The 12,664-nt window shown below is 69.7% G+C and carries 10 protein-coding genes; 6 read left to right on the top strand and 4 right to left on the bottom strand.

The window, feature by feature from the left end:
• Position 1: 1 nt before the first annotated feature.
• From JOE67_RS10730 to JOE67_RS10720, 3 genes are all read right to left on the bottom strand, one after another.
• The gene (locus tag JOE67_RS10730; RefSeq protein ID WP_204975555.1) at positions 2-919 is read right to left on the bottom strand and encodes an ABC transporter permease; all 918 of its coding nucleotides are present in this window, start codon (positions 917-919) and stop codon (positions 2-4) included.
• Entirely contained in the window at positions 916-1,956 is a 1,041-nt protein-coding gene (locus JOE67_RS10725; RefSeq protein ID WP_204975554.1) for an ABC transporter permease, read from the bottom strand. The genes JOE67_RS10730 and JOE67_RS10725 overlap by 4 nt, the downstream gene beginning before the upstream one ends.
• 96 nt (positions 1,957-2,052) lie before the next feature.
• Positions 2,053-3,903 (bottom strand): ABC transporter substrate-binding protein, encoded by a 1,851-nt coding sequence (locus JOE67_RS10720; protein WP_204975553.1) that lies wholly within the window; start codon positions 3,901-3,903, stop codon positions 2,053-2,055.
• A gap of 322 nt (positions 3,904-4,225) precedes the next feature.
• Between JOE67_RS10720 and JOE67_RS10715 the strand changes: the two genes are divergently transcribed.
• Positions 4,226-5,317, top strand: coding sequence for a C39 family peptidase (locus JOE67_RS10715; RefSeq protein ID WP_204975552.1), 1,092 nt, complete (start codon positions 4,226-4,228; stop codon positions 5,315-5,317).
• A gap of 19 nt (positions 5,318-5,336) precedes the next feature.
• Here JOE67_RS10715 and JOE67_RS10710 read toward each other — a convergent pair whose 3' ends face one another.
• Entirely contained in the window at positions 5,337-6,461 is a 1,125-nt protein-coding gene (locus tag JOE67_RS10710) for a M20/M25/M40 family metallo-hydrolase (RefSeq protein ID WP_204975551.1), read from the bottom strand.
• A gap of 114 nt (positions 6,462-6,575) precedes the next feature.
• Between JOE67_RS10710 and JOE67_RS10705 the strand changes: the two genes are divergently transcribed.
• The 5 genes from JOE67_RS10705 to JOE67_RS10680 all read left to right on the top strand — a co-directional run bounded on the left by JOE67_RS10705 (position 6,576) and on the right by JOE67_RS10680 (position 12,646).
• A complete protein-coding gene (locus JOE67_RS10705) occupies positions 6,576-7,361 on the top strand; it encodes a GNAT family N-acetyltransferase (RefSeq protein ID WP_204975550.1) in 786 nt (261 codons plus the stop codon).
• On the top strand, positions 7,361-8,077 hold the full coding sequence (locus tag JOE67_RS10700; RefSeq protein WP_204975549.1) for a MurR/RpiR family transcriptional regulator: 717 nt from the start codon (positions 7,361-7,363) through the stop codon (positions 8,075-8,077). Before JOE67_RS10705 ends, JOE67_RS10700 begins: the two co-directional genes overlap by 1 nt.
• Positions 8,074-9,192, top strand: a complete 1,119-nt coding sequence (menC, locus tag JOE67_RS10695) for an o-succinylbenzoate synthase (protein ID WP_204975548.1) — start codon at positions 8,074-8,076, stop codon at positions 9,190-9,192. The genes JOE67_RS10700 and menC overlap by 4 nt, the downstream gene beginning before the upstream one ends.
• A 62-nt stretch (positions 9,193-9,254) precedes the next feature.
• Positions 9,255-11,096 (top strand): membrane dipeptidase, encoded by a 1,842-nt coding sequence (locus JOE67_RS15785; RefSeq protein ID WP_338041582.1) that lies wholly within the window; start codon positions 9,255-9,257, stop codon positions 11,094-11,096.
• Positions 11,093-12,646 (top strand): serine hydrolase domain-containing protein, encoded by a 1,554-nt coding sequence (locus JOE67_RS10680; protein ID WP_204975547.1) that lies wholly within the window; start codon positions 11,093-11,095, stop codon positions 12,644-12,646. Before JOE67_RS15785 ends, JOE67_RS10680 begins: the two co-directional genes overlap by 4 nt.
• Positions 12,647-12,664: the final 18 nt, after the last annotated feature.

The following is a 12,664-nucleotide window of genomic DNA, read 5'->3' as shown; positions in this document are numbered from 1 at the left end:
CTCAACGGCTCCTCAGGGTCGGGTTGATGATGTTCTCCACGGCACGGCCGACGAGGGTGAAGGCGAGCACGACGAGCACGATCGCGATACCAGGCACGAGCACGTACCACCAGTAGCCGCTCGTCGCGGCCGAGACGTCCATCGAGTTCTTCAGCACGGCTCCCCACGACTGCGTGGTGGTGTCGCCCAGGCCGAGGAACGACAGCGTCGACTCGGCGATGATCGCCGACCCGACCGTCAGGGTCGTGTTGGCGAGCACCAGCGGCAGCACCCCTGGCAGCAGATGCTTGACGATGATGTGCCAGTGGCCGGCACCGAGTACCCGCGACCGCTCGATGTAGTCCCTCGACTCGACCGACAGCGTCTGCGAGCGCACGACGCGTGCCGTCCCGGCCCATGAGGTCAGGCCGATGGCGATCACGATGGTCCACACCCCGCGCTGCAGCACCGACGACAGGACGATCGCGAGGATCAGCGAGGGCAGCACGAGGAAGAAGTCGATCAGGCGCATGAGCAGGCCGCCGGCCCATCCGGTGAAGTGCCCGGCGGCGATGCCGACGATCGTGCCGATGATCATCGAGACGGCGGTCGCCGCGAAGCCGACGACGAGCGACACCTGGGCGCCCCACACCATGCGCACCCAGATCTCGCGCCCCTGATGGTCGGTGCCCAGCAGGTGCTCTGCCGAGGGCGGCGCGAAGCGCGGGGAGTCCAGCAGTCTCGTCACGTCGAGCATCCAGGCGGGGGCGATGACCGGCGCCAGTGCGGCGATCACGATCACGACCAGCAGGAAGATCAGGCCGATCATGCCCGAGCGACTGCGCGCGAACTCGGCACAGAATGCACTGAACGCGCCGCGCCGACGCTCCCAGGCCATGGCACGCGGCGAGCGCGCGACGGTCAGCTTCTCAGCGCTCATGCGCGCCTCACTCTCGGGTCGAGCCAGCGGTAGATGAAGTCGGCGGCGAGATTCATCACGATGATGATCGCCGAGAACACCACGAAGGTGCCCTGCAGCAGGGGCAGGTCGGGGCCCTGGATCGCCTCGAAGGTGAGCTTGCCCAGCCCGGGCCATGAGAAGACGGTCTCGACCGTGACCGCTCCGGCGATCAGTCCGCCGATGTGCATGAAGACGAGCGTGACCGCGGGGAGCAGAGCGTTCGGCACCGCGTGCCGGCTGCGCACGAGGTCGTCGCGCAGGCCCTTCGCGCGGGCGGTGACGAGGTAGTCGGCGCTCTTCTCCTCCATCACCGAGGCGCGCATCACCATGACGTACTGGGCGTAGACGACGGCCACCATCGTGATCACCGGCAGCACCATGTGCGAGACGACATCGAGGATCTGCCCGATCACGTCGTCCGGCGGGTTGGGCGACACCATCCCGCCGGTCGGGAACCACCGCAGCGTGCCGCCGAACACCATGAGGAGGATCAGACCGAGCCAGAAGGTCGGCACCGACCACAGCACGAGGGATGTTCCGGTGGTGACCTTGTCGAAGAGCGAGCCGTGCATCCATCCGGCCTTCTGCCCGAGCCACAGTCCGAGCGCGATCGCGATGATCGCGACCGTCCCGGTCAGCAGGATCGTGTTCCAGAAGTACTGACCGATGAGAGACGCCACGGACTCCTTGTAGACGTAGCTCTCGCCGAAGTTCAGAGTGAACACGTTCACGAGGTAGTCGCCGAACTGCTGCCACAGTGGCTTGTCGAGGCCCATCTGCTCGCGCAGCTGCTGGATCTGCTCCGGCGTCATGGGGCGGTCGCGCGCCATGGCCGCGGCAGGATCGCCCGGCAGGATCTTGAACGCGAAGAACCCGAGGATGATCACCATCGCGAGGCTGATCAGCGCTCCGCCGATCTTGGTGAGCGCGTAGGTCAGCGCAGGAACTCCACGCGGTCGCGCCTCGCCCTGCTCCTCGATGATGACGGCTTCGGTGGCCGGCATCGCATCCGACATCTCTGTCTCCTTCTTCTGACGCCCCGTGAGACGGCGGCCGGTGTGCGCTGACGATCATCGTGGCGGGCCCGCAGACCCGCCACGATGATCACCGGATCATTCCACGTCGGCGCTGTTGCGGCGGCGCATCATCACGAAGACGATGCCTCCGATCACGAGCACGCCGATCACGACGCCCGTGACGATCAGGCCGACGTTGGGACCGTCGGCGGCCGCCGCGGCCTCGTCGCTCACCGGGGCGACGGTCAGATAGCCCCAGTAGCCGGACTGGTTGGCGATGATGCCCTCGTTCTTGGGCTGCAGAGAGAAGCCCTCGAAGCGGTCGGAGCGGTAGGCCTCGAGGCTGTTGGCGTACCAGGTCGCGATCTGCGGCGTGGCCTCGTAGTTCATCCGCAGCATCTCGCGCACGATCTTCTCGCGCTTGTCCTGGTCGAGCTCGGTGTGCTGCTCTTCGTAGAGCTTGTCGAACTCGGGGTCGCACCAGCCGTCCTGCGAGGTGCCGCCGCTGCCGTCCGTGCCGGTGGGCAGGTTCATGCACGTGTTGATGCCGAGCTGGTAGTCGGGGTCGGCCCCCTGGCTCCAGCCGCTGAAGTACATGTCGTAGTTGCCCTTGGTGGTCTCGGCCGTGATCGTGTCGGTGTCGGTCGCCTCGACCTTCACGTCGATGCCGATCTCCTTCATCCACGGCACGAAGTACTCGGCCTGGGACTGCTCGGTGATGCTCGTCGAATCGACGAAGAGGCGCAGCGAGAGCGGCTTGCCGTCCTTGGCGCGGATGCCGTCGGCCCCGGCCACCCAGCCGGCCTCGTCGAGCTTCTTCTTGGCCGCCTCGGGATCGAAGTCCATGATGACCTCGTCCTCGGCGGGCAGGGTCCACTTCGGGTACGACGCGGGCACGAAGCTCGTCGCGGGGACGCCGTATCCACCCAGGACCTTGTCGAGGAGAGTGTCGGTGTCGGTTCCCAGGCGGATCGCCTGACGCACGGCGGCGTCCTGCAGGGCCGGGTTGCCGTTTCCGTACGCCTGCCCGTCACGGGTCTTCAGACCGACGTTGATGCTGATCGCCGCGTAGCGGCGCCCCTGACCCGAGTGCGTCTCGATACCCTCGACGTCTTTCAGGGCGTCGAACTGCGTTGCGGTGAGGCCGGTGACCATGTCGACATCGCCAGAGCGCAGCGCCTGCACCTGGGCATCCGAGTTGGTGTAGTAGATGTACTGGATGCGGTCGATCTTCGGCGCACCGCGCCAGAAGTCCTTGTTGGCCTTCAGCGTGATGAACTGGTTCGCCTTGTAGCTCTCGAGCAGGAACGGACCCGAGCCGACGACATCCTTGTCGTTCGGGTGCTCGGCGGGGCTGTCGATCTTCTCCCACACGTGCTTCGGGACGATCGGGATCTCGACCCCGGGGTTCGGCGCCTGCGGCGCCTTCATGTTGAGCACCACGGTCTTCTCGTCGGGCGTCTCGATCGTGTCGACGTTGGCGACGAGGCCGCCGTTCGCGACGCCCAGCGCCGGGTCGTCGATCATCGACTGGTACGTGAAGGCCACGTCGTCCGAGGTGATCGGCTCGCCGTCAGACCACTTCAGCCCGTCCTGCAGGGTGAACGTCCACACCTTGCCGCCGTCGGAGGTCTCCCACTTGTCGGCGAGGCCCTTGGTGGGCGAGCCGTCTTCCTGGGAGTTCTGCACGAGGAACTCGTACGTATAGCGCAGCGTGTTCGTGGGCAGCAGGTAGATCGAGGTGAACGGGTTGAACGAGTCGACGAAGCCCGAGGTCGCGATGCGCAGCGTCTTGGCGTCCGACTTGTCGGACGGGGGAGTCGACGAGTCCGCCGCATGCACGCCGGTGGGTGCTGCGTACGAGGCCGTCGCGGGTGCGAGCACCATCGCGGCGGCAGCCGCGACCGACAGGGCACGGACCAGATGTTTGCTGTGACGTGTTCGCATGAGCGTCCTTCTTTCGGTGCCGAGGCCCTGCGACGGGGCCCGTTGGGGATTCAGCAATAGAACCGCACGTCAGGAGCTCTGGTCAACACATTCGTACCAGATACTTGCCAGCGACACGGGTCGGCGCTGTCGTCGTCGACATCGTTCGACCTGCTCATCGGCGGCTTCCTTGACGCGCGACCAGCCTACGTCACTTGTCATACCGCGGGTCAACCCGTCTTCGCGTGGCCTCGCCATCCGCGCACGACCTCTTGACGGCATCGCGCCCGTGATCGATGATCCGTTACAGATCAACCGTCCTAACAATCGGAGCCCACCGCGTATGTCACCCGCAGCCGTCACTTCGCCCTCGACGCTGAGCTGGCGCACCCGCCTGGTCAGAGCCGACCCCGTCGCCGGCTGGGACGGCCGGCGCTGGACCTCCGAGCCGCTCGAGGCCGGTTTCGCCGCAGACCAGACGATCGCCTCCTGGAACCTGGACCCCGGTCATCCCGCCATGATCGAGATCAGCGCCCGTGCTGTCAGCGGCGGGTGGCATCCGTGGCTTCCCCTCGCGGAATGGCGGTCGGTCGGGTCCAGGCGCAGCGTCTCCACTCCCCCGTCGGGCGCCGGTTCGGCGCCGGCCGTCGACACCGACGTGCTGATGGCAGCCGACGGCGCGCCGTTCGAGGCGGTGCGTCTGCGCATCACCCTCGATGAGGCGACGGAAGGGCATCCGCTTCACCTCGCCGCCGTGAGCTTTTCCGCACCCGACCACGGCCCGGGGAATCAGCGCGCGTCGCACCTGTCCGGCCCTGCCGCGCCGCTGTCGGGAGCCGCAGCGCGCCTTCGGCCCCTCTCCCAGCGGGCGTACCCCGCCCGCGACGACCTCGGCGGAGGCGGCCCGGTCTGGTGCTCGCCGACATCGCTCACGATGGTGATGGATGCCTGGCAGGTGGCGATCCCCGAGTCGACCCGCGATGCGCCGGACGGCGCCGACCCGCGCGTGCCATGGGTAGCCCGCGAAGCGTACGACGCGCCCTACGACGGCACAGGGAACTGGTCGTTCAATGCGGCGGTGGCGGGCGGCCTTGGTCTCGCAGCGGTCGTCACGCGACTGAGGTCACTGGACGACGCGCGGACACTGACAGCAGCGGGCATCCCGCTCATCGCCTCGATCCGGTTCGCCGACCGGGCAGAACTCGCAGGCGCCGACTACGACGCTCCGACCGGCCACCTCGTCGTGGTGCGGGGCCTCACGCCGGAGGGCGACGTGCTCGTGGCCGATCCGGCGAGCCCGGGTGGCGAGGCGGGCCTGCGCACCTACTCGCGGGCGGAGTTCGACGCCGTCTGGGCACGCAGCCGTCGCACCGCATACCTCGTCACGCCGCGTGGGTACCCGCTTCCGACCGCGTCGGGCGAGGCGCCGTGGTGAGCGTGTGACTCCGACCAGCTCAGCCGGTCACGTCGGCGAGCAGCGCTTCGAGCAGGTCGATACGCTGCATCGTGGATGCCAGCGACGCGTGCTCGGTGACCGCGTGGGCACCGCCACCGCGGGGGCCGAAGCCGTCGACCGTCGGCAGGCCGAGGCTGCCGAGCAGGTTGGTGTCGCCGGCGCCGGCCGCTGGGCGACCCTCTGCCGTCTGCCCCACGCGCTGCGCAGCGGCCTCGATGCGCGCGAGCAGCCGGGCGTCGGCACTCGAGGCGGCCCAGGCGGGGCGGTGGCTCAGCACTTCTACCTGCACCTGCGCTCCCGCTCGCACCGGGGCGAGGGCACGCATGTCCTCGAGCACCCGCGTCTCGGTTTCGCCGTCGATGAAGCGGAGGCCGATCTCGGCAGATGCGGCGGCGGGCACCACATTCGCTCGTCCGCCTCCGTCGATGGCACCGACGTTGCAGAGCACCTCCGACGGCAGGGAGGGGTCGCCGACGATCGCGCGGATCGCGACGAGCTGATCGACGAGCTCGTCGATCGCCGAGACGCCCGCGCCGGGGTCGAGAGCGGCGTGCGCGGCGCGCCCCGCGATCGACAGCCTGATCCGAGTGCTGCCGCGGCGGCCGACCTTCAGCGCGCCGTCGGGATGCGGGGACTCGAACCCGATCACCCCGGAGACCCCCGTGGCGCAGTCGCGCAGCAGGTCCTGCGCCGAGGGGGAGCCGACCTCCTCGTCGCACACCAGCACAGCGCGAACCGCTCGTCGCGGACGATCGCGCAGCCGCTCGGCGGCGGCGAGCATCACGACGAGCCCGCTCTTCATGTCGTACACGCCAGGGCCGCGCAGAGTGTCACCGTCGATGGCCCACGGCACATCTCCCCTGAGCGCGCCGCGCGGCCAGACGGTGTCGGTGTGGCCCACGAGCAGCAGCGGTTCACCCTCGCCGGCGAGCTCTGCGACGAGGTGCACTCCGCTCTCGGTCGTCACGAGGCGCACTTCGGCGCCGGCGTCCGTCCACCAGCCGGCGAGGTCGCCGGCGATGTCGCGGCTCGCGGGCACGTCGAACGACGGCGACTCGATGGAGACCAGGTGCGCGATGCGCTCGAGGACGAGATCGGCGTCGCTCGCCCAGGGCTTGGTCATGTCCGCTCCTTCAATGAGTGCAGTTACGAAACATATCTGTGGATTGATCCTGCCATTCAAGTCAGATATCTTCTAGCATCGAAGCGTCCACAATCGAAATATAGGATTCGTATCATGCACGAGGCATCGGAGCCGCGGTACCACAGCAGCACGCTGCGCACGCATGCCGACCTGCACGCGGCCGGTGTGCTGTACGCCCGCGTCTTCGGGTACGACAGTCCCGATCTGCAGCTGAACACCAACCTGCTGAGCGCGCTCGTGCGCAACGGCGGCTCGGCGGTGGGCGTGCACACCGCCGACGGATCGCTGGTCGGGTTCGCCTACGGCTTCGCGGGCCGCGACGAGCAGGGAGCCGAGTTCCATTACTCTCAGGCCGCCGTGGTCGACCCTGCTCACCAGGGCACCGGCGTCGGACGCATGCTCAAGCAGGCGCAGCGCGAAGTGGCCCTCGGCTGGGGGCACGGGCACATGCGATGGACGTTCGATCCGTCGCTCACGCGCAACGCGCACTTCAACTTCTCGACACTGGGCGCAGAGGGCATCGGCTACGTCGCCGACTACTATGCGCGGCCTGGTACCGACAGGGTGGTCGTCGACTGGGCTCTCGAGCGCTCCGCCGACCCGTACGCCGGCGCCCGTTCCGTCACTCCGCCCGCGCTCGGGGAGCAGGACTGGGGCCGCCCCCTGCCGGCACCCGACGCCGGGTGCGGCGCGATCTGGCTCGCTGCGCCTGCGCGCGCCTGCGCGGCCGACGACGAGCAGCCGGATGCGGATGCGGTCGTGCGCAGCGCACTGCACCGTCTGCTCGCCGACGGACGCGTCCTGGTCGCCAGCCGGCTCGTCGACGAGACCACAGCCGTGCACCTCGCGGTGCACCGTCACGATGGGGAGAGCGCGTGATGACGACGCGGACCGGCACCGATGTTCACGAAGACGAGAACGACCATGACCGCGAGCTGGTCTCGCCCGGAGAGCGCTTCGGTCAGCGCATCCGCACCAACGTGTCGGCAGAGGCGCTGCAGGCCCGGGTGATCGAGGCCGAGACGCGATCGCTCGCCCGCACCTTCGACGAGTTGTCGCGCACGGGCGACGTGCCTCGCGCCGCCGCGCTGATCCTCGGGGCTCGCCGTCGGTACATCGGGGGTCTGGGCAAGGCGGCCGCGTACGCCGAGCTGCTCGGCGCCGACCTCTCGGCGACCCTTTCGAATGTGTTCCTCGTCGACGGTCGCGCGCTCACGCCCCTGACCGTGCTGACGGATGTGCGCGCGAGCGACGTGCTCGTGGTCTTCTCGATGCGCCGCTACCGCGAGGAGACGGTGCGGTTCGGCGAGCTGTTCCGTGAGGCGGGAGGCGAGCTGCTGGTGATCACCGACAGCGAGGACGCCCCGCTCGCCGGGGTCGCGTCGTCGCTGATCCGCGTGCACACCGGGTCGGCGTCGTACGCAGACTCACCCACGTCCGTCGCTGCCGTCTGCCATCTGCTCTCGACTCTCACGACGGCGAGTGCGAAGGGCGCGCGTCGCCGCCTCGCCGTCCGCGACCGATTCGGCTCCGACCTCGGGCTGTACCGGCCGAGCGCGGCGGGGGAAGCCCTGAACGAACCGGAGATCGAATGAGAATCGACCGCCTTCGCCTCTTCGAGGTCTCGCTTCCCCTGGTGCACGGCTTCGAGACGAGCTCGCACCGCAAGACGCACCTCGACCACATCCTCGTCGCGGCGACCGACGCCGACGGCCGCACGGGCTGGGGCGAGATCGCGTCTCCTGCCGACCCGTACTACGGCTCGGAGACGACGGCGACGGCGTGGTCGATCGCCCTGCGGTACCTCGTGCCCGCGGCGCTCGGGGCCGAGTGGGACACCCCGGCTCAGCTCGAGTCGCAGTGGCAGCGCGTGCGAGGCCACGAGTTCGCGAAGGCCGGGTTCTCGGCGGCCGCGTGGGATCTGCATGCCCGCGATCTCGGCGTCTCGCTGGCGACGGCACTCGGCGGCACCCGCACCGAGGTCGTCGCCGGTGTGTCGCTCGGCATCGAACCGGGCATCGATGCCCTGCTCGCGCAGGTGCAGCGCCAGACGGACGCGGGCTACGGGCGCGTCAAGCTGAAGATCGCCCCCGGGTGGGATCTCGAGCCCGTGCGGGCGGTGCGCTCGGCGCATCCTGATCTCGATCTGCATGTCGACGCGAACGGCGCCTACCCTGACGACGACGCTGCGGCCGCGGTCTTCCGTGCGCTCGACGACGAGCGGCTGACGATGATCGAGCAGCCGTTCGCGCCCCGCGACTTCGTCGCGCACGCACGCCTGCAGCAGGCTCTGAGCACGCCGATCTGCCTCGACGAGTCGGTCGTCGATCTGGGGGATCTGCGCACGATGCTCGCGCTGGACGCCGGGCGGGTGCTCAACATCAAGGTGTCGCGCATGGGCGGGCTCACCGTTGCGCGAGAGGCGCACGACCTCGCCGCCGACGCGGGCATCCCGGTCTGGTGCGGAGGGATGCACGAATTCGGCGTCGGCCGGGCCGCCAACGTCGCGCTCTCGGCCATGCCGAACTTCGTCCTGCCGTCTGACGTCTCGGGATCGGACAAGTACTTCGCGCGCGACGTCGTCGTCCCGGCGATCGTGGCGCACGCCGGCCGGGTGAGCGTCCCGACCGCGCCGGGCATCGGCCACGAGGTCGACGAGGAGTGGGTGCGGCACAACACGTCGCGGACGTTCGACACCGCAGCGGCCTGAGCCCTGCGGAGGGAGCCCGGCGCATGCAGGCAGACTGAGGCATGCAGAGAGAGGGAGAGAGCATGATCCCCGTCATCGACGGACACAACGACCTGGCATGGGCCCGCCGTGAGGGCTTCGGGTATGCCGTGCAGGGACTGGATGCCCGCGTCCCGGCGCTGCACACCGACCTTCCGCGGCTCGACGAGGGTGGCGTTGCCGGTCAGTTCTGGTCGGTGTGGGTCGATCCGGCCCTGAGCGGGGCCGAGCAGGTGACGGCCACGCTCGAGCAGATCGACTTCGTGCAGCGTCTGATCGATGCCCATCCCGACCGGCTCGTGGCCGCACGGAATGCCCGCGAGGTGCGAGGCGCCTTCGGCTCCGGCCGGCTCGCATCGCTCATCGGCATCGAGGGCGGTGCGCAGATCGACGGGTCGCTGGCCGTGCTGCGCCAGTACGCTCGGCTCGGCGCGCGATACATGACCCTCACGTGGTCGCGCACGATCGACTGGGCCGACTCCGCCACCGACGAGGCCAGGCATGGCGGACTCACCGAGTTCGGCCGCGACGTCGTGCGCGAGATGAATCGCATCGGGATGCTCGTGGACCTCGCCCACGTCTCACCCGCGACCATGCGCGATGCGCTCGCGGTCAGCACGCGGCCGGTGATGGTCAGCCACTCGTGCGCACTCGCCCTGTGCGATCACCCGCGCAACGTGCCCGACGATGTGCTCGCCGCGATCGGCGAGCGCGACGGCGTGGTCATGGTCGCGTTCGTCCCGTCGTTCCTCTCGCAGGCGCGGCGCGAATGGGTCGAGGCGGGCGAGATCGGCGAAGCGCCGCCGGTGGGGATCGCCGACGTCGCCGACCACCTCGAGCACATCCGGGCCGTCGCCGGCGTGCATGCCGTCGGGATCGGCGCCGACTACGACGGCACGGATGCCATGCCCGGCGGGCTCGAAGACGTCTCGCGCTACCAGGATCTGCTCGACGAGCTGCGCCGCCGCGGGTGGTCGCAGCATGACCTCGAGGCCGTCGCGCACGGCAACGTGCTGCGCGTGCTCGAGGCGTCGGATGCCGATCACGCGGCCTTCCTTGCCGGCTCTGCGGGCGAGCCCGTGTCGTTCGTGCCGCGGGTCGATGTGACCCTGCGCACCGCTGCATCCGCATCCGCATCCGCATCCGCATCCGACAGCACCACGGTGCCACGCGCACTGGTGGTCGTCAACGCCGAGACCTCGGGGCCCCGCCGGCTGGGCGCCTGGCTCGAAGAGGAGGGCATCGCAGTCGACGCCGTTCTCGGCTCGCACGGTCTGCCCGCCGACCTCTCGGGCTACGACGCCCTGGTGATGCTCGGCGGCGGGCTCATGCCCGACGACGACGACCGCGCACCATGGCTCGCCCAGGAACGGGCGCTCGCCGTCGAGGCGATCGCGGCAGATCTGCCGACGCTCGGCATCTGCCTGGGAGGGCAGCTGCTCGCGCACGTCGCCGGGGGCGAGGTGCGCGCCGACTTCGGGCCGAAGGAGCGCGGAGCCACACTGATCACGCCCTCTGCGGCCGGCGCCGCAGACCCTCTGCTCAGTGGCCTGGCGCAATCGTCGCACATGATCGAGAACCACCAGGACATGATCACCGCGCTGCCGCCCGAGGCTGTGCTGCTCGCTTCGAGCGCGGCTGTGAAGAATCAGGCCTTCCGCCTCGGCGCACACGTTCGCGGACTGCAGTTCCACCCCGAGGTCGGCGCAGACGACCTGGCGCGCTGGCAGGAGCCGACCACCCCGGCGGAAGGCGACCGGCCCGTCGCCGAGCTGCTCGCCGAGGCCCGAGCGGTCGACGACGAGAACACGCGCGCCAGCCGCGCGCTCATCGCCGGATTCGCGGCCGAGATCCGCGCCGCGGCCGCGGCCAGGGCATCCCGATGACCGATCTGCTGCGCGCCGCCGAGCCCGCACTGGCGGACCGGCTCGACGAGGCGACGCTTCGGCGTGCGCCGGCATCCCTCGTGGCGATCACCCGTCATGGACGGGTCGTGGCCTTCGCCGCACACGGCGAGCCGCGCCGCGACGGCGCCCCGACCACGCGCGGCACCGTGTTCCGCATCGCATCGATGTCGAAGAGCTTCCTCTCCGCGGCGGCGCTGAGCCTGCGAGATGAGGGACTGCTCGACCTGCACGCGCCCGTCACGCAGTGGGTGCCCGAGGTCGCCGGTGCGCGCATCGACGGGCACGCCGTCGGAGACCGGATCACCCTGTCGATGCTCATGTCGAACAGCGCTGGTCTCGTCGAGGACAACCCGTGGGGGGACGACCATCTGGGCGAGTCGCGCGCGTTCATGAGAGACGTGGTCAGCGCGGGTCTCAGCCTCTCGGCGCAGCCCGGCTCCCAGTATCAGTACTCCAACCTTGGCCAGTCGCTCATCGGCAGGGCGATCGAGTCGGTCACCGGCCGCCCGGTCGAAGACGTCATCCGCGACCGCCTGCTGGCCCCGCTCGGCCTCTCGGCCACCAGGGCATCGGCCGATCTCTACCCGCCGGATGCCGACCTCGCACACGGATTCCGCACCTTCGACGACGGCGACTCCTTCGCTGCCGAGCCCTATGTGGGCACGGGGGCGCTGGGGTGCATCGGCAGCATGTTCAGCACCGTGGACGACATCGGCAGCTGGATGCACTTCCTCAGCTCCGCTTTCGACGATGGCCTCTCTGGGCCGAACTCGCCGGGACCGCTCAGCGCCGCCTCCCGACGAGAGATGCAGGTCGCACGCACGCTGATCTCCCCCGCGGTCGGTCAGTTCGGCGACCGCGAACTCGACGGCGCGGGCTACGGGTACGGCCTGGTCGTCGAGCACGACCGCAGGTTCGGGCGCATCGTGCAGCACTCCGGCGGCCTTCCCGGCTTCTCATCGCACATGCGCTGGCATCCGGCATCCGGGATCGGGGTGGTCGCCTTCGGCAACTCCGACTCGTTCGGGGCGGGGCGCATCGCCGGCCTGATGCTGCACGACGTGCTGCGAGCTGTCGATGCGCCTGCGGCTGTCGTCAGGCCATGGCCGCAGACACTGGCCGCGGCGGCACGCGTCGACGAGCTGCTGCGCTCGGGTCGCGCACTGCAGCATCCGCAGTCCTGGGCAGACGCGGGCGAACTCGCGCGCAACGTGCTGCGCGACGTGCCGGCCGAGGTGCGCACGCGGCGCCTGCGAACCGCGACAGACGAGGTCGGCGTACCCGACGCGGACGCGCCGCCCCTCGCATCGCGCATCGTCTGTGCGCCCGATGCCTCGGCGCTGCGCTGGACGGTGCCGTGCGCGACAGGCGCACTGGTCTGCGATCTGCGGATGGTCGGGCTCACCGAGCCGATCGTGCAGACGCTCGAGGTGCGCGTGGCCGGTGAGCGCGGCAAGCCCCGCGACGAAGCAGACCTCGTCACCGATCACCACCGGGTCGCCGCGATGGAGCCAGGCGCGGTTCAGTGAACCCGCGGGTGCCGCCTC

It is taken from the genome of Microbacterium esteraromaticum (assembly GCF_016907315.1).
Lineage (GTDB): Bacteria > Actinomycetota > Actinomycetes > Actinomycetales > Microbacteriaceae > Microbacterium > Microbacterium esteraromaticum.
Note: the sequence above shows the minus strand (reverse complement) of the source record. Positions and strands in the feature narration are given on the sequence as shown.

Coding starts and splice junctions, on each gene's coding strand:
- JOE67_RS10725 (WP_204975554.1), bottom strand. CDS start 1,956: ATGTCGGATGCGATGCCGGCCACCGAAGCCGTCATCATCGAGGAGCAG.
- JOE67_RS10720 (WP_204975553.1), bottom strand. CDS start 3,903: ATGCGAACACGTCACAGCAAACATCTGGTCCGTGCCCTGTCGGTCGCG.
- JOE67_RS10700 (WP_204975549.1), top strand. CDS start 7,361: ATGACGACGCGGACCGGCACCGATGTTCACGAAGACGAGAACGACCAT.
- JOE67_RS15785 (WP_338041582.1), top strand. CDS start 9,255: ATGATCCCCGTCATCGACGGACACAACGACCTGGCATGGGCCCGCCGT.
- JOE67_RS10715 (WP_204975552.1), top strand. CDS start 4,226: ATGTCACCCGCAGCCGTCACTTCGCCCTCGACGCTGAGCTGGCGCACC.
- JOE67_RS10680 (WP_204975547.1), top strand. CDS start 11,093: ATGACCGATCTGCTGCGCGCCGCCGAGCCCGCACTGGCGGACCGGCTC.
- JOE67_RS10710 (WP_204975551.1), bottom strand. CDS start 6,461: ATGACCAAGCCCTGGGCGAGCGACGCCGATCTCGTCCTCGAGCGCATC.
- JOE67_RS10705 (WP_204975550.1), top strand. CDS start 6,576: ATGCACGAGGCATCGGAGCCGCGGTACCACAGCAGCACGCTGCGCACG.
- JOE67_RS10730 (WP_204975555.1), bottom strand. CDS start 919: ATGAGCGCTGAGAAGCTGACCGTCGCGCGCTCGCCGCGTGCCATGGCC.
- menC (WP_204975548.1), top strand. CDS start 8,074: ATGAGAATCGACCGCCTTCGCCTCTTCGAGGTCTCGCTTCCCCTGGTG.